Source organism: Bradyrhizobium sp. 154 (assembly GCF_023073875.1).
In the GTDB taxonomy this organism is placed as follows: domain Bacteria; phylum Pseudomonadota; class Alphaproteobacteria; order Rhizobiales; family Xanthobacteraceae; genus Bradyrhizobium.
In genome coordinates this window covers 12,122-37,849 of the sequence record NZ_JADPKG010000044.1, presented here as the reverse complement: position 1 = coordinate 37,849, position 25,728 = coordinate 12,122, and the positions used below count along the sequence as shown (strand labels likewise).

Below are 25,728 nucleotides of genomic sequence, written 5' to 3'. Positions count from 1 at the left end.
GGCGAGCAGCTCTCGGTCTTCGTATGTTGTTCGCGTGCTCTGTCATAGCGATTGAGTTGGATCGCCGATGGCAAACAACGACGCCGAAGGTCGAACCGCCCTGCGACGCTCATGGCGCCATTTCCACCGGATTTCCGAGACGGTATCACGCGGCACATCGTGCGCGGCGACCCTGAGCGCGAGCAAGGGATTCCGTTTGAAAAGGAGTCCAAAGATTGAAGCGAAGTACCACAACTGACCGCCCGTCAGAGCTCTCCGAAGCAGCCAACGCGCATAGTTTCTGAGGCCCAGGTCTAGGAGCGCCGTGCGCTCAGGGTGTCGCGTCATGATCTCATCCGCGACCAGCATCCACGACCGGAACATTCGGGTCTTGTTGCTTGACATGTTGTTCGGGAGGTACCGATAGCCAATCTGATACTTGGGCACGACCGCGAAGTGGTACGCCTCCGCGACACGGCAATAGAACAGCAGATCTTCGCAGCCTTCCGCCCCCGATGCCCTGAGTCCGCTCTCGAAACCTTTCGCAGCTATGAGGGCTTCCCGGCGGACCAGCGCCGAGCTGCCGTTGCCGATGAAATTTCCCTGACAGAGATAGTCCAGCACCTCGCCCGCATGAAAGACGGGATCGGACCTGGCACTTACGCGACTATCGGCATCGATCCAGTCATACCAGCTGTAGACAAGACCGGTCCGCTCTCCTGCATCAAGCAAGGCTTGAAGCTGTTGCTCAATCTTGCGGGGCGTCCAGAGATCATCGGCATCAATGAACGCGACGAAGTCCGCGCCCGCCGCCTGCCAGCCCGCATTCCGGGCGGCAGCGACCCCCGCATTACGCTGTTCTATGATTGTTATTCGCGAATCCTGAGCCGTATGCAGCTGGACAACTGCGACCGTGTTGTCTGTGGAGCCGTCGTCCACGACAATGATTTCCAGCTCCCGGTGCGACTGGGATCTGACGCTGCGAAGCGTCTCGTCGATCGTTGCACTGGCGTTGAAGGCGGGAATAACCACGCTGACCAGGAGCGCCCCCGTATTCATTGGTACTGCTCCAGGCAACGAGCGAATGTGTCCAGCGTAAAATCGCCTCTGACCTCAATTCGCGGCAGATCCAACAGATTGTCCTTCAGTGTTACGGCCCGTCCGACCGTGTTGAACAGAGTTTTGTAACCACATTCGGCGGCGAGAATTTCAAGCCGCTGATCGGTAGAGCCAAAAGGCGCGGCAAGCGACGTTATCGATCGCCCAAGCCACTGTTCCAACTGGGCGCGAGATCGCGTCAATTCCTCGGCGAGAGTCCGGGTCGCAAGTTGCTCGCTGCGCGGGTGACTCGCCAAATGGCTGCCAAAGGATATGCCCTTGGCGGCAAGCGCAGCGATCCTCGTCGGCCCAAGCAGCGAAGCGGACTCTCCAAACGGAGCATCCCACTCCGCCCGCTTTCCCACGAAATCGGTCGCAACGAAGACTTCTGCCGAGAAGTCGTTTGCTTGCAAGATCGGCCATGCATGCTCGGCAAAATCGTCGTACCCATCGTCGAAGGTGATCAGCACCGGCCTGCCGACGAACGGATGATTGCTTGCCACGAACCAGGCGAGCTGATCCGAATTGATCGTGTGATAGCCATTGCGGCGAAGCCACAGCATCTGTTGCCGGAACGCATCGGGAGACAGGCGGTAGCGGGCCAGTTCACCTGGTCCTTCAACCGCAACTCGGTGGTACATCAGGACCGGGGCGTGCGTGCGTCTTTCGGATTGGGTGACGTCAAACCTGCGCGCCACAGCCCCACCCCACACGATGGACCGCGCAACCTCGACCTCAATCGGCGCCTCGATAGCCGCGTATTTCACCTGTATGTCAGCGGCGGCTTCGCCCGGGAGTAACCGCCTGAACCGATCGATACGGTACAGTTCCGTCTCGATCGATGTCTCCAGGGCGAGTCCGGGTACGCCCTGGATAATCCGCGTGATGGTCTCCGCCCCATACGGGCTCTCCCAGTCGAGCCCCGTTCGCGACATGTTGTCCTTCAGGACAAAGGTATGGGCCGCCACAAGGTAACCGCCAGGACGCAGCGCCTGCACCAGTCGCCTCGCGACCGATTCTAGTTCGGCCTCGTCATTAAGGTAGTAAAGGACCTCGGAGCAGACGATCAGATCGACGTCCTGTGGGAGCGGATCGGCGGATAAATCCAATTGAGAGAATTCGATGTTCTGACGCCCATTGCATCGGACACGAGCGCGACCGAGCGCCTTGGTTGAAATATCGGCGGCACACAGGCGTCTGACCCTGCGGGCCAATTGGCGCGTGAAGTGTCCTTCCGCGCACGCGAGCTCGAGCGCGCGATCTATTGGCTGGTCTGGCAGAAGCTCGAGCTGCCGAGTGTACTTTTCCTGTTCATACGACGAACCGTAGTTCCAGGGATCCTCTTGCTCGAAGAACTCCTCCCAAAATTGCTTGCGTGCGGTGTCTCGAGATCGCCTGGCACATCGCATAGGACTGCTGGAAGCGGAGATGCCTGAGATGGCTCGCGACCGCGCCTCACATGAAGCCCGCGAGGCCAACTCGCGTAGCCGCCCCCGGTGAGTATCTCGGCCGTCTCGCATGAAAGTTTGAAGTCGTGCGGTCCGCTTGTGAAGTGCGATTTTTGCCCGAACCAGCCTTCCGATCTGGTCTTTGACCTGCAAGTGAACGAGGCCATCGGCGGCCAGCGCGATCCAGAAGCGGCTGTCGACAGTGCCGAGGGCACCAATATCGAGCAGCGTCAGGATGCGAGGCCCGTCACAGAGATAGACGTACAATCGATCAATAGTCCCGATCGGCTTGATGGTGCCGATACGGCGAAGGTCAACGCGCGTGCCGAACGTCAACGTGAGGACCCTGGGCGCCGAAAGATCGTCATAGTCGAGCACTTTGCGCTCAAAACGGTATTGGCACTTTCGCCCTGCCGCCGGATCGTTCCATGCGCGACCGATCGCTGAAATGAGGTTGGTTACGCCCTCCCCGTATTGCGGCCACCGTTCCGCCAGCTTGGCGGGTACCGTTCTTGCCCCGACCATCACGGCATCGAGCAGAACAGCGGCAATGAAGTCCGCCGTTGTCTCGGTCTTTGGAATGTCGCTCAGCGTTTCCAGCGTTGGATCGCTGGCATTCCTGCGGCCGCAATCAAATCCGGCACACCAGAGCATGAAATACGCATACGCTGCCTCGGCGCTGCCATATGCAGTTGACGCTCCCGCCCTATGTTCGGGTGCCGGCCCGCTGACGCGGTCATCACTCGAAAATCCGCGGGCAATGACCACCCGCGCGTCGGCCAGCATCCGTTTCACATCTTGCGTCAGTGAACGGTCGCTTGTCCGGTAATAGCTCAATTTCTCGTCGACATGGATCCACCTGCCGCCGCAGCGTGCGATCCGTTGCCACAGGTCCCAATCTTCGCACGTGCGGAGGCTGGTCTCAAAGCCACCGACCTTTGCAACAGCGCTCTTTAGGACAAGCACGCCATGGATGAACGTGGCACACGTCCGAGCGAAACGCTCGAACGCGTTGTCATGGATAGCCGGATCGCAGCGCACGGGAGTTTCACTGCCGTCAGGCATAACCCGGCAACAGTTGCAATAGGCGGCCACCGCCGAAGGATCCAGATCCAGCGCAGCATTCATCCGGGCAAGGAAGGACCGATCAATCCAATCGTCACTGTCAAGGAACAGTATTCGTTCGCCGCGCGCGCTTGCAATTCCCTTGTTGCGGGCACCTGAAGCGCCTCCTCCGCCAGACTGCAGAACACGAAAGCGGGAATCCCGCGCCGCATATTCAGCAACGATCGCGGCCGTGGCATCGATCGAACCGTCATCCACGACAAGCGCCTCCCAGTCAGGGGCGCTCTGCGCGAGCAGGCTGTCAAGCGTTTCAGCAATGGTCTCTGCAGCATCACGTGCGGCGATCACGACAGACGTACGCGGATGGGCCGTCATCTGCGAAGCCTTCGGCGATGATAGAACAGCAATCCGGCGAGATATCCGGTCACCTCCTCCTTCAGGAAGCGGTCGCGAATGCTGTCTCCTTCCATTACTTTCCGGAGCAGCCGAGAGAGGTACCAACGCGGCTTGTAATAGTAGGCCAGACGCCGGTTCGCCGAGATACCCGTTCGCTCATACTGCACCAGAAGCGCTGCCGCATGACCACGCATGTAGTGATAGATCTGGCTGGCCAGGCCGTCCATCGTCCTGCGGTGAAAATGGAATGCGACCGACGCCGGAGTATAACGACAGGTGTAGCCGCCCGCGAGCAATCGATACCAGTATTCCGAGTCCCCCGAGCAGCCGGCCTGACCGACGTCCAGTCGCTCATCGAAAAATCCGACGGCCTGAAACACCTCGCGCCGGAATGCCATGCTTGCTCCGGCGCCGATGTCCCACGCGGGAAGGACCCGACCGCGATGCGATCGGAAGGCCGCGCTGTCGTAATCCTGTTCGCGATAGCCTTTGTTAAATCCCCAATACGTCTCGAAGTGCCGTTGCGCCTCGGTCGCGAGCTCGGCCGGAAGCACCAGTCCCGTCACCGCACCGATCTGGGGAGAGTCAAACGCACATGTCAGTTGCTCCAGCCAACCCGGGTGAAGCAGCACATCGTCGTCCGTATAGGCGACAATATCTCCGGTCGCCTGGAGCGCGCCGGTATTGCGAGCAATATCCAGACCGGGTCGATCCTCGCGAATATAAGTTGCTGCCGCGGCCAACGCGACATCCCGCGTCCGCCGATCCCGCGATGCATTGTCCACCACAATGATTTCTCTTGGAGGATGGGTCTGCCTCGGCAGCGACGACAAGCATTTGCTCAGCTCGTCCGGACGGTCGCGCGTGCAGATCACCACGCTCGCCGAGAGTCTCATTTCTGTCGGAGTTCGCACCTTGGAGTCGACGGCTGACAGAAAGCCGTCGTCGATGTGATCGATCCTGGCGTCCGCAATTTGGCCTTCATGCATCAGCACATGGCCGATCGGCTGGTTGGCGCGCCAGAACACCGTCATGCCATCGCTCAACGTCGTTTCCGCAACATCGGACGCCGACGTCACGGAGAGATGCGTCACGCCCCTTCCCAATCCAATTCCTGCGAATGGGGTATCGATCATCTTCGTGCGAAATATGCCGACGGATTGCTATCGCTCCACCTCAGTGCAGTCTCGATAATGAAATCGATCTCGGATTGCCGCGGGCTCCAACCGAGCTCCCGCTTGGCTTTGGCAAAGGAGGCAACGAGCATGGGCGGGTCCCCCGCGCGGCGTGGGCCGCGACTGACGACCGGGTCTTTTCCGGAGACACGCTTCACGGCCTCTACTAGTTCGAGCACACTCGTGCCGACCCCCGTACCGAGATTGAAGACATGAGTACCGCCTCGAGCCACCAGCATGTCACCTGCGAGAAGGTGCGCCTGCGCTAGGTCATTGACGTGGATATAGTCCCTGATCGCACTTCCATCCGGCGTCGGAAAGTCCGTTCCCAGAATGGTGAAAGGCCGATCGGGTCGGCGCACCGCTTCGATCGCCAGCGGAATGGCATGCGTCTCCGGTTCGTGGCGCTCACCGATCTCGCCGTCAGGATCACAGCCCGCCGCGTTGAAATAGCGCAGCGAAACCGACGACATCTCGTACGCACGACCAAAGTCCTCCAGCATACGCTCGATGATCATCTTGGACCAACCATAGGGATTAATCGGCGCCTGCGGATGTGTTTCGTCTATGGGGGTGTGCTTGGGTACTCCGTAACTGGCACACGTGCTGGAAAAGAGCACGCGCAAACAGCCGGCCGCTCGCATTGCCTCCAGGAGGGCAAGCGTTCCTCTCGTGTTATTGTCGTAATAGATGGCGGGATCGGCCACGGATTCGCCGACATAAGCCAGCGCCGCAAAGTGCGCGACGAGGTCCGGCTTGTAGGTTTCCAGCACTGCGCGCACGCCGGCTGAATTGCGAATATCGCACTCGACCAAGGGTCCCCAGCGCACCGCATCGCGCCAGCCCCGGGAAAGATTGTCGAGCGTCACGACGTTCCAGCCCGCCATCGCAAACGCCTTGCAGCAATGCGAGCCGACGTAGCCCGCACCGCCGGTGACCAGAACGGTCTTTTTCATCTCGCCGCGTCCGCGCGCCCCACATCGATCGGAGGTGGGGGACTACCGAGATTTGTCGGACCGGCGACATCGTTACGCGTCTTCATCAACCTTCGCGCCAACAACACTCAACTCCTTGTCCCGAAGCACGATCTCGTTCTTGATCTCCAATATTCCAAATTCCAGTCAATTCTTATCTAGATGGATTGTGGCTTCATTCGTACGATCAATCGGCTGCGCGCAGACGCGTGGAGCTGCCACGCGCAGTTGCAAAGACCCGAAACGGTGCAACACGAGGATTGACGTTGCGAAATTATTGCTTCGCTGCGGTCTCGTCCGCGGGATAGAATCGCGCCTGATGCGCTTCCGATAGAACCTGTCCCGTCGATGACTTCACGAGGGCGGTCCATTCATACAGACCCGGCTTGCAAGGACCAAATGTCCGTATCGTCCCCGACGGCACAAGGCCATTTCCGGGAACCGGAACGTCCTGGCCTCCCATTTCGCGAGTACCTTGCGCAAGTGTGAGCGTCATCGAAGTGGCACCAGCGGGAATGTTACGCAGACGCATCTCCGGATTTGGGAACAGCGTGATACAGCCGCGCGCCCCGCGCCATGAAAAATCCAACGTCATCGGATCGGCCGATGCAGGATGACACAACGCCAGCAACAAAGCGAGGGCAGCAACAACAACTCTCACATATCACTCCGGTCAGGTTCGCTTCCGATCTTCGAGCGATCGGGCACGCACTATTCACGATTCACGCAGAATAGATCGCCCATTTTAAGGCACCATCGGTAAGCCCACTTTCTGACGATGCATCAAAGAAGCAGTCACGAGTTGGCCATTCTTTTAGCGGACCGTCCACGCCTCCTTTGGCGTGCATCAAGGAACATTCTCGCGCCTGCCAATGGATTAAGCAAACAATGGCAAGTGGCAGCTAAACCGTGTCCAGAAACGTCCTGATCGTCATACCTGTTTTGAACGAGGCTTCCCATATCGAGACCGTTGTCCGTAACCTGGCCCAGGACAATCTCCACGAAGATCGCACAATAGTGGTTGCAGATGGCGGCAGCACCGATGGGACGCCTGACATTGTCCGCCAGCTCGCCAACGAGATTGGCGGCCTCCATCTGTTGCGCAATCCCCAGCGGCTGCAGAGTGCCGGGGTCAATTTAGCCGTACAGGTCTATGGTGCTGCGGCGCAGGTCCTGGTGCGGTGTGACGCCCATTGCGAATATCCGGCCGACTATGTTTCGCGCCTCCTCAAGACCTTGGACGAGCGCCAAGCCGACTCGGTCGTGGTCCCCATGGACTCGCGTGGTGACGGCTGCCTGCAAAAGGCCGTCGCATGGGTCTCGGACACCAAGGTCGGTTCGGGCGGATCGGCACATCGCGGCGGAAAGCAAAGCGGCTTTGTCGATCACGGGCATCATGCGGCGATGACCATCGACGCGTTCCGCAGGGCTGGTGGTTACGACGAGACCTTCGCTCATAATGAAGACGCAGAGTTTGACTGCAGGCTGCGTGCACTCGGCGGCCGGATATTTCTGGATTCGGACATCCGCCTTTCATATCGACCGCGATCGAGTTTTCTGAGCCTGGCGAAGCAGTACTTCAACTACGGTCGTGGTCGATCGAGAACGGTGAGACGGCATCCAGGATCGTTGCGACTGCGTCAATTCCTGGTGCCCACTCATGTTGCATTGATGCTGGGCGCCATCGTGCTGGCGCCGGCTGCACCGCTGCTGTTGACATTTCCGGCGGTCTATCTGGCGATACTGGCGCTGACCGCAATGATGATTGCAGTAAAACATCGCTCAATTTGCGGGCTGCTTGCACTGCCGGCCGCCGTCGTGATGCACTTCGCGTGGGCACTTGGCTTTTTCTGGGGTATCCTGTGGATCCGCCAGACCACCTGGCAGATGACCCCTTCAGTTTCCTGAACGCTGCAGAACCTGGGCACTGGCCGGCGTGCCCACACGCCGGCCCGCCTTCGCGTAGGCGGCCTCGGTCAGGCGTGCAATCGAGGTCCACGTCGGCACGGAGTCTCGCAGCTCCAACATTCCTTGACTCTTGCGGTTTCGATAATCAGGGTCGCTGATCAAGCGCTCGAGCGTCCGGGACAATGCGGCGGGATCACCTGGAGGAACGAGCGTCCCCTCTGCCCGATCGCTCAGCCATTCTGAAAACGTTCCAAGGTTCGACGCGACAATCGGACGTCCCCCCGCGATCGCCAGCATCAGCACGCCGGATGCGTCGATATCCCGATACGGAAAAGCCAGGATGTCGGCGCGCGCGACCAGAGAGGTCACTTCATCTTCCGGAACGAAACGCAGGTCGAATTCGACATTATCTTCGAGCTGCAAATCCTTCACCATCGCAAACAGCGGCTCCATCGCCATTTCCGGCCAGCCCACGACCTTCACCACGCAATTCGCCCTGACCTCTCGGGGAAGCAGCGCAAGCGCGCGAAGCATGACGTCGACTCCCTTGTAGGGCTTTATCTTGCCGAACAGGAGTATTTGAACGCGCCCATCTCCGGCCGAGGGCTCGTCGGCCGGTCGGGTGATATGATCCGTCAGCAATCCGTGCGCGATAACGGATATCTTCTCGTCCGGGATACCAACGCGCAGCAGGCGATCGCGTGCAACGGTCGTATGAACGATAAGATGGTCGAAGCAGTGCAGAATGCTGAACGCGCCAATCCGCTGGATCCGCGAGCTCGGATTGTTATTGAACGGATTCGAATCATGAACCGTCAGAACCGTTGGCGCGACCCTTCTGAACATGGGAATGAACTGGCTGTCGACGATCGCCAGCGGTGCCCATTGGAAATGGATCACATCAGGCGGCATCCTCCTGAAGCGCCTGATCAGCCGTGTCATTGATTCAGCGTGACTGAGGCCCTTCAGCCCCAGCTGCACATTGCGTGGAAGTTTCTTGAAAAAGCGCGACTGCAATCCCGGATAAAAATGCCGGTCAAGAAAGAGGTCCTCATCAACGGAAGGCTTCTGCCCAATCTGGCGCCCGACAATGCTGGCCGCATGCCCAATATCGGTCAATCCTTTGGCTAATTTAAGATCATATGGCCAAGTAAACAGTGACGGATCGATCAGAGCGATTTTCATGCGATTGCCTCACCAACGATGATTTGCGGACCGTGAAATTACTTCTGGCTCATCAAGGCATGGATTGATAGCTTCTTCTGCCACTTGCAAAATTGTGAGCGACACGCGTTGAAGATCAGCATCGTCATAACAGTCTACAATTACGAACGGTATGTCGGATTGGCAATCGACAGCGCGTTGAATCAGACCCGTCCGGCGGACGAGATCGTCGTCGTCGACGACGGATCGATCGACGGTTCCCGCCAGATCATCGCCGGCTATGGTGACAGGATTCGAGCCATATTTCAGGCAAATCAGGGCAACATCGCAGCATTCGAAGTTGGGTATCGCGCAGCGACAGGCGATGTATTGCTGTTCCTTGATGCGGATGACATCCTGATGCCGACGGCGGTCGAAAACGTCGCTGCTCACTGGCGTGAAGGTGTTTCGAAAGTTCAGTTCAATCTGGACATCATCGACGGGGCCGGCAGGCGACTTGGGCGCTCGTTTTGTGCGTTTCCTAAATCCTACGCGCCAGACGATGTGCACGCAGAATTTACACGATCGGGAACGTACATCTGGCCAGTCATGTCAGGAAATGCGTACTCCCGAGCGTTTCTTCGACAGGTCGTCCCGCTCAATCCGCCCGTGGGATATGACGGCGCCCTCAATACGATAGCGCCTCTTTACGGAGACGTGGTCACGGTGCAGGAAATCCTGGGGCAATATCGGCTCCATGGCAGAAATATCAGCCGAAATGACGCGAAGGGGCGGGCGCAGCGCTTTCCGGATTTTCCTAGACAGATCGGATTCCGCGTCGCAGAGTTCGATATCCTGAAAGCACATTGCGACAAGAAGTCCATGCACGTGCAAGCGGCAAGGCCGATCGATAACGAGATCGTCTTTGTCAACTATCGCCTCGCGTCGCGTAAATTGGGACTGCGCTATGTTGGGCAGGACGCGGACACGTCGAGTTCACTTCTGCGCCGTGGGATATGGCTTGCGCTGACCACGACAACAGATTGGCGCGCAGCCGCCTCTCATATCGTCTGGTTCACAGGGCTGTTCTTGAGCCCTTCCTGGCTTGCGTACCGGCTGATCATGCTCCGCTTCAACAGGGCAGAACTCCTGCGGCCGCTCGTCAGGTTCGGAAGTGTCATCCGGCGCAAGCCCGCCTGAGTGGGCAACGGCGCAAAGGCAACCCGCCTCGTCAGATCTCGTCCCACGCCTCGTCGATCACACGCTTTCAATCGTACGAATTGTCTCCGGCATTGGTCCGGAAAGACTGGATGCGCCAGCGAGGCGGGCGCGAATCCGCCTGTCGGACTGGCGAAGACGGAGATTTTCCGTCAGGCGCAGAACATATTCCTTTGATTTCCACGCAAACCGAGCCGCTCTATCGAGCGCAGTAGGCCCGTGAACCGACTCCGCCGCCTTTACGATCGAAGATGTCAGCGTCAGCTCAAGACACGGAAAAGGAAACAAGGCATAATTGTGGAGGCCATTTGCCCAGAAGCGGTCCATCTCCCAGTCGATTGGCCGATGGATCGTTGTCACACTGTCGATAAATCGACGCGCGGCACGGCCGGAAATCAGATAAGCCTGCGTTCCCATTGGTGCACGCTCAAACCGCACCAATTCCCGCTGATCCAGCCAGGCCACGTGCTTGCACGGCGCCATGTGTCGCCCATACAGCCGGAGATAGCCGATCTCGGCAGCCTTGCAGATGTCAGGAAGCGATCGAAAGCTGAAGCCGGCATCGAGGATGACGTCGTCTTCGATCACAAGTGTCCATGAATTGTCGGTGTCTGACGCTGCGAGTTGCGCCATGATGCTCATATGACTCGCCGCGCAGCCGATCTCGGCACGTGAAAGGCCCCTGCCCCAAAAGCGGATGGCCAGCGCCTCATCATATTGCGGGAGCCCCTTGGCGGGCACACGCAGTGCATCAAAGAAGGTCCATGGAATCTCAAGCGACTCCAGATTTGCACGCGCGCGCTCGCGGCGCACGGAACCGGCCAAACTAATCGCCACAATTCTGAGATTGCTGCCCATTGATCGATCAGTCCGACATCTTGATTGGGAACCGTTTTGCACGTGATCTCCAAACGATTACCGCGAACCTGTCTGTGCTGACAAGGAGCGGCACCTGCCCGGCCGCTGCCATGCTGGTGGCCATTTCATATTTTTGTTTCGTAAAAGCACGGCGAAATCCGCGGCTATACGTTGAGCGGCTATACCTAAAGCGGTCCGCATTCGGAGGCCTTGGATCGAACCAACGGCTCCTCACAAACGTGTGACTATGTACCTCGCGAAAGTCGCGACGGTCTCAGGCAAAGAGGCGCGAATGCCATCAAAGCATCGATTCACCAGCACCATTGCAGCATTGTTCGTCGCATCATTGGTTGTCAGTGCCTCAGTCCTTTATCTTGCCGCTATCAATGATGGTTTGCGACAGCGCCTGCAGTTCATCCCGCTGTTTAAGGAACGCAGCCAGGTCGTCGGCGGCGCCGTCGTCGGCCAGAATGGCAGTGGGTTGTATGCGGGTTATACCCTGTCGTGGGGTGATGAATTCAACACTCTCGATATCGTGGGTCCGGCAAACCCTCGCGGCAAGTTCTTTCCGACTGGCGCCTATCATCCAGGCATCCGCGGCAATACCACGTCGCTCGGGACAGCTTTTGATGCCGACCCGCTGACCACAGGCTACAAGGACCGCAACCGCGGCGTCGCGGTTGGCTTCGACAACATGTTGATCTCCGGCTCGGTGCTGCGCCTCGGAGCGCGCAAGGCAACAGCGCGCGAGGAGGAATTCCTTACGCCGACCGACCGGTCCATCAATGGAGGCGTGCGGCCGCACCTCTCTGCGATGATCCATACCGCCGGGGCGTTTGCATACTACCCGACCGCCAACGCCGTCATCGTCGAGATACGTGGCCGGTTCAGCCCCAGGCTTACAAATCCGGCCGGCTTTCACCCCGCGTTCTGGACCTATTCGGTCGCACCCGTGCTCAATCCAACCGGCAACGAGTGGGATCTGGAGTGCAACTCCCAAGGGATGCACTTCAGTAATATCGTCCATACCTCGGGGGCGATCTCGACCGACAACAGCGCCGGACCCTTCGACTATATGGACGGCGCGTTCCACGTCTTCAGCTTTGTCTTTCGAAACGGCGCAAACACCCAACTCTACGTCGATGGCGCCCTTCGATCCCAGTTTGCCGTGGATTCCAATACCAAGAATATGCCCTCATTTGTGCTGTTGACGTCACACGTATTCAACAACACGTTCGCGGGCGAGGCGTATGACGCCGCAGCGTGGGCCAGCTCGGCGACCGGCGCCTATCTCGATGTCGACTGGATCCGCGGCTGGCGGACGACAGGCGTCAAGCATTGGAAGCCGCTGGTTTCGGTCGCAGATCTCAATGTCGATTACGACGGCAACGGCAAGATTGTGCTGCCGAGCGCCAAGGCCCTTTGGGGCGATGCGAGCGTTACCGAATTCGTCCAGGTCGTACCCTATGACAGCTCCGAACCGGGTATGACGGAGCAGACGACGTTTACGCAATTCCCAGAAGGAATTTCCTACGATCCGGCGTCGCGCACGATCAAGGCGGACTTCACGGCCGAAGGCAATGCCGGGCGGTCTCATGTCGTCGTTTATGGCTACAAACCTGACGGTTCAACGATGGAGCCCCTGCGATTCTCGATCAATCGCGGCCCGCGTGTGACGACGCGCCCCCTTTCAGCCGCCGCAGGCGACAGCTACCGCCACGATATCTATGCGGAGTGCGATGTCGGAGCCATGATGCCCAAGACCTTGTCCGTCAAAGGACTGCCGCAAGGGCTCGCCTTTGACCGTTCCACCGGACTGATCAATGGCGCTCCAACGGCGACGGGGGTCAGCAACCTGACAATCTCCTGCGCAAACAATGCGGGCCAGACAACAAAGAGAACGACAACTTTCACCGTCCACGCGCACGATCCGGCGAACCGCCCGTACGGAGGATGATGCTCGACCGTCAACCTTGATCCGTGGGGGCCGAACTGCCCTGGCCGATATTCAGAAAGTTTGCGAGGGCGTCGTCCACACTCGTGCTCAGCGGCCGGCTCAACTTTTCGAAGGGCTTGCTCCACGCATCGACGAACGTGCTGATTTTCCCATAATTGTTGTCAAGGAGCGAGTGCGGCACATTCAGCAACACGCAAAAGATGTGCGTGTGAAGCCGGTCCGTGATCACGTAGGCCGACGATCCAACCTGCCTCATTCCACGGGCTACACGGTTCGACGCGAGCAGGTGAAACCACCGAATGCGCACGTCGAGCTCCGACGGCGTCCTGCCCTTGAGCAAGAGGAGCGCCGTCTCGAGCAGCGCCTTGACAAACAACCACTTTCCCAAGCCTCGTTGTTCGATGAGCCAGTCCTCGACAACCGCAAAATTCGGGAGCGGCGGAAAACGCTTTTGCTCCACCTTCTCGTGATCTGTTCGGAGCAGCAGCAACAATTTCCTGGTTACTGCCGCTGGCGAACTCTGCGCCCCCAGGCAGAACGCCATGTCCGGACAGAGATCGGCGGGCGCAGTAAATTCCGTTGTCGCGATATTCAAACTTTGCACGTCGCGGACCAGAATCCGGAATTTTTTATGCGAGTTGATGATCTCCGCGGCGCGGTTGAGACTTGCCTTCGAGGAGAAGTGTATGGTTTGCGGCAACTGAATGATCTGGCGATCCGGAAACTCCGACAGAAGCCTGAGCCGAAACTCCTGATGGCTGGGCCACAGGTCGCCGAAATTGCCTCCACCATGGATAAGGATCGGTCCGACAGGAACGGCTCTTTCAAACTCTTCCTTTGACCAGGTGTCATAGGTGCAGACGTAGGACGGGGCTCGGCCTAGCTTCCTCTGCAGATAGGTCTCTTCACCCAACCATATGGCGCTGTCGCCCACATTCGAGTGGTTGGGGAAATCCACCAGCGCAAAATCCTCGACACCCTCCAGATGAGGCCCGATGACCTTTTCGATCTCATCCTGCATTTCTGCAATCAGTGTACGGGAGTCCTTCATGGGAATTTCGGCCATCGTCCTGAGTTCGGTCCCGTCGGTCGCATCACAGCATCGAACGGCTTTAGATGCATCGGCAAAACTTCCCATTCGACTAATCCACTTCTGCCATTGCGCCAGGTACCCGCTATGGTTGTGCGAACGACGCATCTGCGTGCCGCCAGCGAGAACGCCGGACGGCTGCGCTGCGAGCTTCCCCGGTCAGTCATTCGATCTTTCGCGCTCACGCTCTCGTGCCTCTCTCGGTGTCCCCTCGCCGATGCGGAAGCTGACCGGGTTCCAGAGCACGGAATAGATCGGCTTAGCAGCCAAAAGGCAAGTCTCGGCACCGCTGCCGATTAGCGACAACACCGCACATATTCATGACAAGAATCGAATCTATTGAAGTCTTAAGGCAGGCAAATGTGTTGATCGCAACGAACATAGGCAGCGAGCCTGCGGGAATGCCGCTTGTTGCAGCAAGCCTGCACCCAGATGCGCTAGCGAGCTCGGAGTCAACCGCATGATCGGTTTGTGGAAAGACTACGTAAAGGCCCGCCTGCTTGATAACGACTTTATGATATCCGGCACCTCAAAGGAGGAGGATCTCAGGGAATTCTTCCGGGACCTTTTCCCTGTCGTGACGGACAAGAAATTGATTCGACTGGGCGGATCGGCTGATGGCGGCTATTTGGTTCCGGACGACCTCGATGGCTGCGTCGGTTGCTTTTCGCCGGGCGTCTACAACGTCTCTGACTTCGAGCTCGGCCTTGCCGAACGCGGCATCCCATGTTTCCTCGCTGACTTCTCGGTGGATGCACCCGCGATCCGCAATGACCTACTCGATTTCGAAAAGAAATTCCTCGGAAACGAAAACAACGCCAAGTTCATGACTTTAGAGAACTGGATGTCGAGAAAGGGCCCTCGGACCGGCGATCTCATCCTCCAGATGGATATTGAAGGCGGCGAATACGAGGTTCTCATCGAAACGAGCTGCGACGACCTGAAGCGCTTCAGGATCATGATCATCGAATTCCATTCCATGAATAGAATTCTCAATCCCATCGGTCTCAAGCTGATCGGCGCTGTCTTCAAGAAGATCACCAAGCACTTCGACGTCGTACACATTCACCCGAATAATTACTTCAAACCCATCGAATACAGGGAGTTCAAGGTCCCGCCGATCATGGAATTCTCGTTCTTGCGCAAGGATCACGTCTCTCGCCGAACGCCTGCGAGAAGATTTCCTCACGACCTCGACAGGAGAAACGTCGCCAACAGGGATGATGTCGTGCTGCCGAAATGCTGGTTCGCTCCGGAGTGATCGCCTCCGTGGCCGCGCCGATGCATCGCGCCAGCTGCGGACAACGGGCGCGCGGATGCGCGACCGTTAGCTCGCAATGGCAGAAGTGCGCTGCCTACTCTCCCGCCTGCCGGTTCTCGCCGAGATATGCCTGATAGGCCAGCTTGAGCCCATCCTCGAGCGGGGTCTTGGCTCGCCAACCCAGTTTCGCCAACCGGTTGACGTCGAGCAATTTGCGCGGGGTGCCGTCGGGGCGCGAGGTGTCAAAGCTGACCTCGCCGGAATAGCCGACGGTCTCCGCGACCAGGCGGGCGAATTCGGCGATCTCAATGTCCACGCCGGTGCCGATGTTGACGAGCTCGCCGCTCGAATAGGTCTTCATCAGGTGGATGCAGGCGTCTGCCAGATCGTCGACAAAGAGGAATTCGCGCCGCGGCGTGCCGGTGCCCCACACCACGACGTTCTTCGCTCCCGACGTCTTGGCCTCATGGAAGCGGCGGATCAACGCCGCGACGACGTGGCTGTATTCTGGATGATAATTGTCGCCGCGCCCATAGAGGTTGGTCGGCATCACACTGATGAAATTTGAACCGTACTGGCTACGATAGGCCTCGACCATCTTGATGCCGGCGATCTTGGCGATCGCGTAGGGTTCGTTGGTCGGCTCCAGCGGACCAGTCAGCATCGACTCTTCGCGCAGCGGCTGGACTGCGAGTTTGGGGTAGATGCATGAGGAGCCAAAGAACATCAGCTTCTCGCATCGATTAACATGAGCGGCGTGCATGACGTTGGTCGCGATCGCGAGATTGTCGTAGAGGAACTCGGCGCGTAACGTATTGTTGGCGACGATGCCACCGACCTTGGCGGCAGCAAGGAACACTGCTTGCGGACGCCTTGCAGCGAACCATCTATCGACGGCGGCCTGGTCACGCAGGTCTACCTCGCTCCGCGACACCGTCAGCAACTCGACATTTTCCTCCGCGAGCCGTCGCACCAACGCGGAGCCAACCATGCCGCGATGGCCGGCGACGAAGACGGTCTTGCCTGCCAGCTCAAATAGAGCGCTTGCCATTGGCAACCTCTCGCTTGGCCTCGAGCAAATCGGACGCCACCATTTCCTTGACCAGTTGCGCGAAAGGGGTCCTGGATTTCCAGCCGAGCTTCTCGCGCACTTTGCTGGGATCGCCAATCAGGAGATCGACCTCGGTGGGACGGAAATAGGTCGGGTCGACCCGCACGACGATCCTGCCTGACTTCATGTCAATACCGGATTCCTCGACGCCCTTGCCCCGCCATTCGATTTTGCGGCCGACTTCGGCAAAGGCGAGTTCCACGAATTCGCGCACCGAGCGTGTCTCCCCGGTTGCCAGCACGAAATCGTCAGGCCGCTCGGCCTGCAGGATCATGTGCATGCCTTCGACATAATCCCTGGCGTGGCCCCAGTCGCGCTTGGCCTCGAGATTTCCGAGATACAGCGTCTCTTCGAGACCCGTCTCGATGCGGGCAACGGCACGCGTGATCTTGCGGGTGACGAAGGTTTCGCCGCGGATCGGGCTCTCGTGGTTGAAGAGAATGCCGTTCGAGGCAAACATGCCGTAGGCCTCGCGGTAGTTCACCGTGATCCAATAGGCATAGAGCTTCGCCACCGCGTAAGGGGAGCGCGGGTAAAAGGGGGTCGTTTCCTTCTGCGGCACTTCCTGCACGAGGCCGTAGAGCTCGGAGGTGGACGCCTGATAGAACCGCGTCTCCCTCTCCATGCCGAGAATGCGGATCGCTTCCAATAGCCGCAGCGTTCCAATCGCATCCGCGTTCGCGGTATATTCCGGGCTCTCGAAACTGACCGCCACATGGCTCTGTGCAGCCAGATTATAGATCTCTGTTGGCCGGATCTGCTGCATTAGACGGATCAGGTTTGTCGAATCCGTCATATCGCCGTAATGCATCAGGAACGGCACATTGCCGGCATGCGGATCCTGATAAAGATGATCGACACGGGCGGTGTTGAATGAGGACGATCGCCGCTTGATGCCGTGAACGGCGTAGCCCAGGCCGACCAGGTACTCGGCGAGATAGGCACCGTCCTGACCCGTGACGCCCGTAATCAGCGCGACGCAGCGCTTCGATCTTTCATTCATATTGCTCACCCGACCACTCGATTCTCATCGATGACTTTCCCAGTTTTTCCAAACCTGTCGGCGATTGCGCCCAGGATTCGCAGGATCTCACGCTCGGGCCCGGCCGGCGAGCCTGTCGCTCGCCAGACTCCAAAAAGTGACCCGACATAGGCAAGAGCGCTCACGAGAACAACGGCAATCAACCGAGCATAGACGTGAGACTCATGGCCAAGAAATGTAATGAAAGCCCAATTGGTCAGAAGACCGACAATGATCATCGTGCAGGTGGACAAAGCGGTCCTCAGATTCACGAGAAATTGCCGGGAGACAGAAGCGTCAATCAGTTCCCGGACCAGGACCATGTTGTAGACGACACCGCCGAGCGTAACCGCCACGCGAGCGACCAGCAGGCCAAGTAACCCCCCTACCCACAAGCCGGCAACAATGACAGGCAGCCTCACGATTAGGATCGCAACGTCGCGATGAAATAACCTGCGCGTCTGCCCAAGCGCGAGACCAAGGGGTTGGACGGTCGCGCTGAGCGTATGCAACGCAATTGCACCACCGAGGAGCTGGATCACGATTGTCGCGCCTGCCCAGGCCTCACCCAGCGCGAGCGGAACGAATTGATCGGCGATCAACGCGAAGCCGAACCCGGCCGGAAAGGCGATCACACACAGCATTGATTGCGCCGACAGATAAGCTCGTTGAAGGGCGGCTTTGTCGTCCCTCAGCCTCACGAACGCGGGAAACAGCGTCCCGGCGAGCGGATTTGTTGCTTCTCTTGTCGGCGTGGCGGCCAGGTCGCTGCCCAGCACATATCCACCCAGGGTGGATTTCCCAAGAAAATATCCGATGATGATCTGGTCGAAACGCCAGTTCAGCGTGCTGACGGCCTGTCCGAGCGATAGCCACACAGAGAACGAGAATAGGGAGCGGCTACCCTTTATCCGGAATTTCGGCCGAAACGGCTGGATCAAATAAGAGGCAACCACATCGATGAAGTTGGCGACGACGGCCCCGGCGATCAGCGCCCAGTAGCTACTGAAGCAAATGGCGATCCCGGAGGAGACGAGGATGGTTGCGAGCGCCCGGCTACTGCTCGTCACAAATTCCTGCCAGAAGACGAGTTGACGCTGCATCATCGCTAGCATCGGGTTTCGAAGGCCGGATATTACAATCGAACAGCTCAGGACCAACAGGATTGGAATCAAGCGGCCATCGCCGTAGGACAATGCCACCGGATAAGCAAGCAACGACAGCAGGAGTGCGAGCAAGCAGGCACGAGCCAGGCCCAACGTCCACGCGGCGTGGAATTGATCTTCACTTGGATCCTTGTGGTGAATGAGGGCCGATGCCAGGGACAGTTCAGTCATAGATGTCAGAACAGCAATGATGGCCGTCGCGACAGCAACCAGGCCGAAATCTTCCGGCGTGAGCATTCTAGCCAATACGAGCGTGTTCAGGAAGCCGAGACTGGCAACCACCAGCCGGCTCACGCCGATCCAGGCAGCTCCGATGGCGATTGAATTTTTCGACAAAGGGAGCGGCGTACGCGCACCAAGAGCGACCATTTTCAATGCTCGTTCATTGGCATATGGTTTCCAGTGCGCGCTCGAAGATGTCAGGCGCAACCTCGAAATCGAATGGACTGGGCCCAAACGCGCCCTGCGGGCGCGTCCCCTTGCTGTCTCCCACGATGTAGGAATAGTCCGCGCCGGCGGACGTTGCGATCGTGTAGTAGTAGGGATGCACGTGGTCTGAGGGAATCAGCTCCAGGACTTGCGTTCCAGGCGAGCAGAATACGAGATTGGTCAGCCCTGCACCATGTGGGCCAACGACAATCGAGCATTCCGCGAAAAACGCCGCTTCATCCTCGACGTGGTCAAATTCGTAGATCTGGAAGCCGAACTTTTTCAGTGCAGGCATCAGCTCTTCTTCGTTAGCAACCTTCCTCTGTCCTTTGCGCGGAACGTATACGCGCCTGTCGTGACGAAGCGGCGACTTGGCTAGCTGCAAGCGGAAGAACTCCGTAAGCCAAGGCGCATAATTCCGTCGCAAGCCTGGAAACGAAGTGCCAATCACGAGATCGGCCTGGATATCCTCCTGGCCTGCCCACACGCACTTGCGCATTGGAATTCCAAGCTGGCGAACGAGTTTGGCTGCCGTTTCGGACGCAGGCTTGGGCAAATAGACATAATCGACATCATCGAGCGACAGGCCACTTTTCTGAAACAGCGCCAAGCGTCCCAGGCAATCGAGCAGGAAGTGCCCATAGTTTCCTCCGGCGAAATCACTCGCCAGCGAGAGACAGGTGCCACTTAGCGGCAGCGGCGTCCCGTAGGCAACTGATCGCGGATGGCGCGAGAACGACGATCCGTACCAGGTGCTCTCGTAGAGCAGCGATCCATCCTCCGTCACGAGCCAGCCGTCGGGACCGAGGATTCGGGCCTTGTCCAGGCGGAGAATGCCCAGCTCGGGCATTCTGTTGTCAACGCTTTCACCGAAACCTGCGTCGCGGCTGCCGAATCGAACCGGCGCCTTCCGCGCCAGTACCTCTTCCTCGACGGCAGTCAGCCAGGTATGCGGATGTTCACTTCGCCACGTGCGATGATCACAAAGCCGGCTCGGGCTGCCGCGCAATGCACCACGGAGGATTTGCCTGACGGCGCGAACCTTTGAGTTCATGGACGACTACCCATGCAAGAGACACTGATCGTGACAGGCAAGCCCGCATGAGGCCTCACCTGCCACAGCCAAAGCAAAATTCAGACCGATCTTCGGACAGCGTGCCGATCGCAATCAGTGGTGCTCGGCTTGATCCAGATCCACGGAGTTGTGCTCACGCTGGATGCACCCCTCCGATCAGCGGCGCACATGCAGCGACAATAGACGGCAAGATCTGGCCTTTTTTGGTTGGATCACCGTGGTGTCGCAAGCAACTGGGACTTCTTTGGGGCCGACCTCGCCCGCGACTTCAGCCGTCAGTTTGCTGCCCAGCAGATAGTTCCCTTCACGCGGTACGGCCGGCAGCGCAAATTCGATCACACTGACGCCATCTTCCGCGTCCTTGCGAGAGACCTGTTGTAGCGGCTTCTTTGCCGATGCGACCATCGCGCCGGTTGTTGCATCGAAGACGTACGCATGAATCGTTCGATTTGTCGGATAGTCGTCCGGAATCTTGACCGGAATTTCGATCTTGAGCGGGTCGGTTGTGCTCAGTGACAACACCCCCGCATTCGGCTTCTTATCCGCCACCACATTCGTAACGTTGAGAAATGTCGGCTTGGGCATGTCGTTGAGCGCTGCCTTATATCCAAAATCATTCGGATCCGGTGTCACGTCGCTCGGACCGCATTTTCGGCTTCCCCGCTCAGAGGACGTGAACTGGCAGACGCGAACGTAGTCGATCTTGAACGTTTGCGGGAAAGCCGCATCATCGATCCCGTGCCGACCGGCCCACGCTGCTCCGCCGACAGCGAAATTGAGATCGATGTGCGCCGGCGGCCCCAGTTGGCCGTCCTTCCTGAGCCACTGGTACATGCGCGTGTAGACGAGACGACCGTCCCAGAAGAACGAAATGCGGTCAGGAGCCCAAACGAAGCCGGCAATATGCCAGTCCTTGTTCAGATCCTCCTTGCTGACCATGTCCTGAAACCTGAGCACGAACGAGCTGTCCACATACGTATAGGACTGCGGCGTCCACTTATCTTTACTCATGGCATTCGAGTGCAGCATGTTCGGCTTGTCTTCCACGCCATTGATGACGTACTCGAAAATGTCGATCTCCGGCGGATGCCAGAACTTTCCATCGATGTCGTAGTCGGCTTCGAGCCAGAATGCCGGCCACGATCCCCGCGCATTCGGAAGAAAGACCCGCGCTTCATAGTAGCCGTAGTAGAATGTCTGATGGCTCCGGATCATCGCGGAATCGAACGTGTCCGCCCCTTCATTCTTGTTTGCAATCAGATTCAGCGCACCCTCGGACATCACGTGGTTGTCGCGGTAACGCTGCTTTTCATCGTTGAAACGATCCATCGTTTCGTTGTTGTAGATGTATCGGGTGGCCCATTTGGTCCGATCAAGCTTGTCGCCGTTGAACTCATCCGAAAAAACTAGCTCCCAGCCAGCGCACCAGGCCGGCGTCGCGGATCCGAGTGCAACGACTATCGAGGCGACACAAAGGACTTGCGTGCGCACGGCTGCGATCATCAACGAGATCCTTTCGGTTCGGCTCTTAGTCCGGCTGGGAAACGCTGTGCCGGCCCAATGCGCAAAGACGATGGCAGCGGTAACGCTGCCACGTCGCAAACCGGCACAATCGAGCGCACGGCTCTGCGGCTTTTTCCCAAATAGACAGTTAACTTGCGATCGTTTTGGGGCGGTGACTTGTCGAACAATCAAGAACATTTGACTGTTCCCCGATCAGGTTCCCTCCTTGAGTGCCGTCGAGTGCTTGATTGATCGGCCGGACTGCCGGTTTCTCTTCCGAGCCCCTATCGAGCCGTTTTCGAATCTGTCCCGTCACCATCACTTCAAGGAAGCGATGGCTGACCGTCGCAACGATAAGCGACGGCGGAAGCGAGACCAGGAGGAAAAAAAGTTGCGATCCGCTCCCCAATGCATCGACCATGCCCGTTCGATACATGATCAGCTTGACCCCAGCCATGACGATCGGCGGCCAGAGATAAAAACTGAAGCTGATCGTTCCCAGCCATTGCATCACCTGCCAACGCAGCATTCTTCCGAACAGACCGTTTCCTCCGGACACGCCAAGCAGGAAAATAGTCCCGAAGACGCCACCAAGAACAAGAAATGGAAAAGCAGAGATCCAGTCATGGAATGACAAATGTGCCGGCGTCACAAAGCCAACGTAGTCTGTTGCGCTGGCAAGCTCGAGGCCTCTCCAGACAGCCAGGAATAGCACAAAGAAGATCGCCGGGTACTTCGCCAAGGATTGCAACAAGGTCGACGATAGGTACTTCTCCGCAATGAGCACGCCACCAATCATCAGGAGCGCGCGGGGATAGTACACGAGCAAGATCAGCGAACTGACGGCTAATGCCAGGGCCAGCGGCCGACTGACGCCGCTGATCAGGAAGACGGCGGCACATACTCCATAGAACAGGAATTCGTATCCGAGCGACCACGCGGCGGGATTGATCTGGATGATGTCAATGAATGGAGGCGGCGCCAACAGATTTGCACCAACCAGCAGCAGACTTGGACCCCTTCCTGAAAGCCAGCCAAAACTCGCGATCGCGATCACGGTCGCCCAGAGCACAGGAAGAATCCTCGCATAGCGATCAAGAATAAAGGTCACGACCGAGGATGCCCGATACAGGCTTGGCAGAATCACGATTCCACTGATGCCGAAGAAGAACTCGACACCGAATTTCCCGGTCTGCAGCGCTTCTCCCAACGGCCCCCTGGCAAACAGATCGAACGTGGGCAGTCCGGAATGAACGACGTGATAGACGAATACCATGAGGCAAAACAAACCTCTGGCACCATGAACGTAAGGGTTAAATCTTGCGCTCGCGTTGTGTTCCATGTGGGAAGTCGCTACAGGCTCGAGTATAGAGGGTGAACAGCCTCACGAGAGAGACCAAGGTCGATCGCGATCGTTACCCTGTGCCCAGACGCAACCAAGGCGCCAAGAGACAGTAATCGACGAGTCCCAACATGGTGAGCCTCGACACATTCCCAGCCAGAACCTCGTCTAACAAGCGCGCTGCAGCAGCGTCAAGCGACGAGACCAACAGCGTCATTTTCGCGCATATCGCCTTCATTCTGTGCATTTGCATGCAGCGCTTCGGGCTCCTCATCGGGACCGGACAGATCTTCTTTTCGCTGTTCGGATTCTTCGCGCTCGTGGCGTGGGGATGGTGGGTTGGTCTGGTGAGCATTCGCGGGCCGCAGACTCTCGCATTCGGACTCGTCGTCGTCTGGTTTCTCTTCAGCGCGGTCGCCGCAGCCGAATCTCCCGATCGCGGTGTCGAGACCAGCCCGGCATCACTTGCGATGGTTCTTGTCACGAATTCGATCTTCCTGTTCGGACCCTCGACGAAATTCTCGAACGAGGCGGTCCTTCCCGTCTTCCTGTTCTATGTTCGGCTGTGCGCCGTTCTGGCAATCGTCCAGATCGTTCTTCAATTCGGCGGAATACGCATCTTCTCGTTCAAGGATGCAATCCCGGCGCTCGATCCGGTCCTCGTCGAGTCCGCCTACAATCAAAATGCGGTGGAATTTTATGGGTCGTTGAATCGGCGCGCGAACGGTTTTTTCCCGATGGAGCCGGGAGCGCTGTCCCAATTGCTCGCTATAGGTGTGGTCGTCGATGTGTTCATTTTGCGGCGACTTGCCTATCTTCCGTTGTACGCGATCTCGTACGTGCTCACTCGGTCCGGATCGGGCCTCCTGGTGCTCGTCGTGTCCCTTGGTGCCTATCCCCTGATTGCTCCGCTCAAATCACTGCGGGTAATCGCCATCGGGGCGGCCGTTGCCTTGACGATTGGCACAACGTACCTCGTTGCACCGGAACCTTTTGATCCCATCGTTAGTAGACTTGATGAATTCAGTTCAACCAAGTCGAGCGGCTATGCTCGCTACGTCGCACAACTACAGACTTGGGACTATCTCTTTCGGACCGATAGAGTGCTCATCGGCTCGGGGCCTGGCGGATTGGAACGGTCGCCTGCCTACTTTGGCGGCAGCGGAAATCCCGTTCTCAAGCTCGTCGCGGATTACGGAATTATCGGGCTACTGATTTTCCTGTTCTATCTCATCCTCTCGATATTCAGGAAAGACAACTCGATGCTCGCATTGACAATGCTGGCCTGCTATCAGCTCGGCGGCGGCAACCTCGCCATGGCTCCATTTCTGATCATGATGGCAATGCTGTGCGTATGGTCGCAGCCGCCAGGCGCCGGCCTGAGGTCGATCCGTCCCAAAGCTGCCGTCTGACCGAAGTGTCCCAGCCCTGCGCCCGATCATCGAATGATGCGGAATCGACCGAGCAAAGCGCGCAACCATTTCGGCCGCTGGGCGGGCACGTAGCGCAAACTCACCAGGGCACGACGGAAGTATTGCGGACTGATCAGGGTGCAGAAGATCCAAGCCAGCAGCGATATGCGCTGCGATCTTGAGAAACCTTGCGGCGACGCAGCCGCTCCAAGCGCATCGACAGCGATGCTCAATGAACTATCCGCCGCGATTGGATGAAGGTCCGGCCGCAGCTTGAACGACGCTATCCGCAAACAAAGAAATATCAAATTGCTCTTGAGCGCATCGGGCGCAACCGGCAGCTTCTCCGCGCGCGCGATCTCGGAAAAGAATTTGTATCGCCTCCGCGTGAGGTCGATTTCTCTCGCAAAGCGGGTATCGTCGAGTTGAAGGAAAGCCCCGTGATTGAGGCCGTGCACGCGGTAGTCTGCCAACGGCTTGGTGATCGTTACGATCTCGCCACATGCAGGAGCGGCCGCCAAAAGATAACTGTCCGGAGCCCGATCAACGAAGTCGGATTCAAAGCCGAAGACACGCTCGACAAACCATTTCGGGTAGGCATTTCCCGACCCGGGCGGCGTCGGATAGGCGCCGGTGGTTGCCATCCACTTGCGGACGTCCTCCGAGGACGGACAGGAGAAGTACTGCGGCAGGACGTTTCCGGTCGGCTGCCCCTCGGCATCGATCACGCGCATCTGAAACTGATATTTGCTCGCGGCTTTGGACCAGACGGATACGATCTCCGTCATGACATCAGGATGCAAGGCATCGTCCGAGTCGAGAAATATGATGATATCGCCGGAAGACCTGCGAAAGCCGTTCACACATGACATCATCTGCCCGGCGTTCAACTGGCTGATGATTGTGACTTCGTCTGCAAATTCGTTGATGACGTCGAGTGAATGGTCCGTCGACCCGTCATCGACGACGATCACTTCGACGTTTGGCCATCGTATGTCCAGCGCGCTGCGGATCGCGGATCCCACATAAGCTGCGTAATTGTGGTTCGGAATGACGACCGAGAGGCGCGGCAGGGTCGCCGGTTCGACTTCCGGCAACA

19 protein-coding genes are annotated in these 25,728 nt (G+C 58.1%); 5 read left to right on the top strand and 14 right to left on the bottom strand.

Annotation, left to right across the window (positions count from 1 at the left end):
• Nucleotides 1-42: 42 nt before the first annotated feature.
• The 4 genes from IVA92_RS10080 to galE are packed head-to-tail and all read right to left on the bottom strand — an operon-like array spanning nt 43 to nt 6,117.
• Nucleotides 43-1,038, bottom strand: a complete 996-nt coding sequence (locus IVA92_RS10080) for a glycosyltransferase family 2 protein (RefSeq protein WP_247279517.1) — start codon at nt 1,036-1,038, stop codon at nt 43-45.
• Nucleotides 1,035-3,965: a trifunctional glycosyltransferase/class I SAM-dependent methyltransferase/polysaccharide deacetylase gene (locus tag IVA92_RS10075; protein WP_247279516.1), complete on the bottom strand. Its 2,931-nt coding sequence runs from the start codon at nt 3,963-3,965 to the stop codon at nt 1,035-1,037. The genes IVA92_RS10080 and IVA92_RS10075 overlap by 4 nt, the downstream gene beginning before the upstream one ends.
• Nucleotides 3,962-5,080, bottom strand: a complete 1,119-nt coding sequence (locus IVA92_RS10070) for a glycosyltransferase (protein ID WP_247279515.1) — start codon at nt 5,078-5,080, stop codon at nt 3,962-3,964. The genes IVA92_RS10075 and IVA92_RS10070 overlap by 4 nt, the downstream gene beginning before the upstream one ends.
• A gap of 38 nt (nt 5,081-5,118) precedes the next feature.
• Nucleotides 5,119-6,117, bottom strand: coding sequence for a UDP-glucose 4-epimerase GalE (gene galE / locus IVA92_RS10065; RefSeq protein WP_247279514.1), 999 nt, complete (start codon nt 6,115-6,117; stop codon nt 5,119-5,121).
• A gap of 927 nt (nt 6,118-7,044) precedes the next feature.
• On the opposite strand from galE, the gene IVA92_RS10060 reads away from it, so the two are divergent.
• Nucleotides 7,045-8,043, top strand: coding sequence for a glycosyltransferase family 2 protein (locus IVA92_RS10060; RefSeq protein ID WP_247279513.1), 999 nt, complete (start codon nt 7,045-7,047; stop codon nt 8,041-8,043).
• Here the strand turns inward: IVA92_RS10060 and IVA92_RS10055 are convergent.
• Nucleotides 8,032-9,228, bottom strand: coding sequence for a glycosyltransferase (locus tag IVA92_RS10055; protein ID WP_247279512.1), 1,197 nt, complete (start codon nt 9,226-9,228; stop codon nt 8,032-8,034). The genes IVA92_RS10060 and IVA92_RS10055 overlap by 12 nt on opposite strands.
• 108 nt (nt 9,229-9,336) lie before the next feature.
• On the opposite strand from IVA92_RS10055, the gene IVA92_RS10050 reads away from it, so the two are divergent.
• Nucleotides 9,337-10,386 carry a glycosyltransferase gene (locus IVA92_RS10050; RefSeq protein ID WP_247279511.1) on the top strand — a complete coding sequence of 350 codons (1,050 nt, stop codon included), beginning with the start codon at nt 9,337-9,339 and terminating at the stop codon, nt 10,384-10,386.
• Nucleotides 10,387-10,443: 57 nt separating this feature from the next.
• On the opposite strand, the gene IVA92_RS10045 is transcribed toward IVA92_RS10050, so the two are convergent.
• Nucleotides 10,444-11,262: a glycosyltransferase family 25 protein gene (locus tag IVA92_RS10045; protein ID WP_247279510.1), complete on the bottom strand. Its 819-nt coding sequence runs from the start codon at nt 11,260-11,262 to the stop codon at nt 10,444-10,446.
• 292 nt (nt 11,263-11,554) lie between these two features.
• Here IVA92_RS10045 and IVA92_RS10040 point away from each other — a divergent pair, with 292 nt between their 5' ends.
• On the top strand, nt 11,555-13,219 hold the full coding sequence (locus IVA92_RS10040) for a putative Ig domain-containing protein (protein WP_247279509.1): 1,665 nt from the start codon (nt 11,555-11,557) through the stop codon (nt 13,217-13,219).
• Between the two features lie 10 nt (nt 13,220-13,229).
• Here the strand turns inward: IVA92_RS10040 and IVA92_RS10035 are convergent, their stop codons facing one another.
• A complete protein-coding gene (locus IVA92_RS10035; protein ID WP_247279508.1) occupies nt 13,230-14,357 on the bottom strand; it encodes a polysaccharide pyruvyl transferase family protein in 1,128 nt (375 codons plus the stop codon).
• A gap of 412 nt (nt 14,358-14,769) precedes the next feature.
• Between IVA92_RS10035 and IVA92_RS10030 the strand changes: the two genes are divergently transcribed.
• Complete coding sequence (locus IVA92_RS10030; protein ID WP_247279507.1) at nt 14,770-15,570, top strand: FkbM family methyltransferase; 801 nt, start codon at nt 14,770-14,772, stop codon at nt 15,568-15,570.
• A gap of 94 nt (nt 15,571-15,664) precedes the next feature.
• Here IVA92_RS10030 and IVA92_RS10025 read toward each other — a convergent pair whose 3' ends face one another.
• From IVA92_RS10025 to IVA92_RS10000, 6 genes are all read right to left on the bottom strand, one after another.
• Nucleotides 15,665-16,621 (bottom strand): GDP-L-fucose synthase, encoded by a 957-nt coding sequence (locus IVA92_RS10025; protein ID WP_275974791.1) that lies wholly within the window; start codon nt 16,619-16,621, stop codon nt 15,665-15,667.
• Entirely contained in the window at nt 16,602-17,684 is a 1,083-nt protein-coding gene (gene gmd / locus IVA92_RS10020) for a GDP-mannose 4,6-dehydratase (RefSeq protein WP_247279506.1), read from the bottom strand. The genes IVA92_RS10025 and gmd overlap by 20 nt, the downstream gene beginning before the upstream one ends.
• A 5-nt stretch (nt 17,685-17,689) precedes the next feature.
• The gene (locus IVA92_RS10015) at nt 17,690-19,237 is read right to left on the bottom strand and encodes a lipopolysaccharide biosynthesis protein (protein WP_247279505.1); all 1,548 of its coding nucleotides are present in this window, start codon (nt 19,235-19,237) and stop codon (nt 17,690-17,692) included.
• 13 nt (nt 19,238-19,250) lie between these two features.
• Nucleotides 19,251-20,351 (bottom strand): glycosyltransferase family 61 protein, encoded by a 1,101-nt coding sequence (locus IVA92_RS10010; RefSeq protein ID WP_247279504.1) that lies wholly within the window; start codon nt 20,349-20,351, stop codon nt 19,251-19,253.
• A gap of 177 nt (nt 20,352-20,528) precedes the next feature.
• Entirely contained in the window at nt 20,529-22,073 is a 1,545-nt protein-coding gene (locus IVA92_RS10005; protein ID WP_247279503.1) for a glycoside hydrolase family 16 protein, read from the bottom strand.
• On the bottom strand, nt 22,024-23,217 hold the full coding sequence (locus IVA92_RS10000; RefSeq protein WP_247279502.1) for an acyltransferase: 1,194 nt from the start codon (nt 23,215-23,217) through the stop codon (nt 22,024-22,026). The genes IVA92_RS10005 and IVA92_RS10000 overlap by 50 nt, the downstream gene beginning before the upstream one ends.
• A 131-nt stretch (nt 23,218-23,348) precedes the next feature.
• On the opposite strand from IVA92_RS10000, the gene IVA92_RS09995 reads away from it, so the two are divergent.
• Complete coding sequence (locus tag IVA92_RS09995; protein WP_247279501.1) at nt 23,349-24,629, top strand: hypothetical protein; 1,281 nt, start codon at nt 23,349-23,351, stop codon at nt 24,627-24,629.
• 26 nt (nt 24,630-24,655) lie between these two features.
• Here the strand turns inward: IVA92_RS09995 and IVA92_RS09990 are convergent, their stop codons facing one another.
• Nucleotides 24,656-25,726 (bottom strand): glycosyltransferase family 2 protein, encoded by a 1,071-nt coding sequence (locus IVA92_RS09990; RefSeq protein ID WP_247279500.1) that lies wholly within the window; start codon nt 25,724-25,726, stop codon nt 24,656-24,658.
• Between the last annotated feature and the right edge of the window lie 2 nt (nt 25,727-25,728).

Excerpts from the sequence above, each read along its gene's own strand:
- IVA92_RS10080 (WP_247279517.1), bottom strand. The coding sequence starts at position 1,038 with ATGAATACGGGGGCGCTCCTGGTCAGCGTGGTTATTCCCGCCTTCAAC.
- IVA92_RS10075 (WP_247279516.1), bottom strand. The coding sequence starts at position 3,965 with ATGACGGCCCATCCGCGTACGTCTGTCGTGATCGCCGCACGTGATGCT.
- galE (WP_247279514.1), bottom strand. The coding sequence starts at position 6,117 with ATGAAAAAGACCGTTCTGGTCACCGGCGGTGCGGGCTACGTCGGCTCG.
- IVA92_RS10055 (WP_247279512.1), bottom strand. The coding sequence starts at position 9,228 with ATGAAAATCGCTCTGATCGATCCGTCACTGTTTACTTGGCCATATGAT.
- IVA92_RS10045 (WP_247279510.1), bottom strand. The coding sequence starts at position 11,262 with ATGGGCAGCAATCTCAGAATTGTGGCGATTAGTTTGGCCGGTTCCGTG.
- IVA92_RS10040 (WP_247279509.1), top strand. The coding sequence starts at position 11,555 with ATGCCATCAAAGCATCGATTCACCAGCACCATTGCAGCATTGTTCGTC.
- IVA92_RS10035 (WP_247279508.1), bottom strand. The coding sequence starts at position 14,357 with ATGGGAAGTTTTGCCGATGCATCTAAAGCCGTTCGATGCTGTGATGCG.
- IVA92_RS10030 (WP_247279507.1), top strand. The coding sequence starts at position 14,770 with ATGATCGGTTTGTGGAAAGACTACGTAAAGGCCCGCCTGCTTGATAAC.
- IVA92_RS10025 (WP_275974791.1), bottom strand. The coding sequence starts at position 16,621 with ATGGCAAGCGCTCTATTTGAGCTGGCAGGCAAGACCGTCTTCGTCGCC.
- gmd (WP_247279506.1), bottom strand. The coding sequence starts at position 17,684 with ATGAATGAAAGATCGAAGCGCTGCGTCGCGCTGATTACGGGCGTCACG.
- IVA92_RS10015 (WP_247279505.1), bottom strand. The coding sequence starts at position 19,237 with ATGGTCGCTCTTGGTGCGCGTACGCCGCTCCCTTTGTCGAAAAATTCA.
- IVA92_RS10010 (WP_247279504.1), bottom strand. The coding sequence starts at position 20,351 with ATGAACTCAAAGGTTCGCGCCGTCAGGCAAATCCTCCGTGGTGCATTG.
- IVA92_RS10005 (WP_247279503.1), bottom strand. The coding sequence starts at position 22,073 with ATGTTCTTGATTGTTCGACAAGTCACCGCCCCAAAACGATCGCAAGTT.
- IVA92_RS10000 (WP_247279502.1), bottom strand. The coding sequence starts at position 23,217 with ATGGAACACAACGCGAGCGCAAGATTTAACCCTTACGTTCATGGTGCC.
- IVA92_RS09995 (WP_247279501.1), top strand. The coding sequence starts at position 23,349 with ATGGTGAGCCTCGACACATTCCCAGCCAGAACCTCGTCTAACAAGCGC.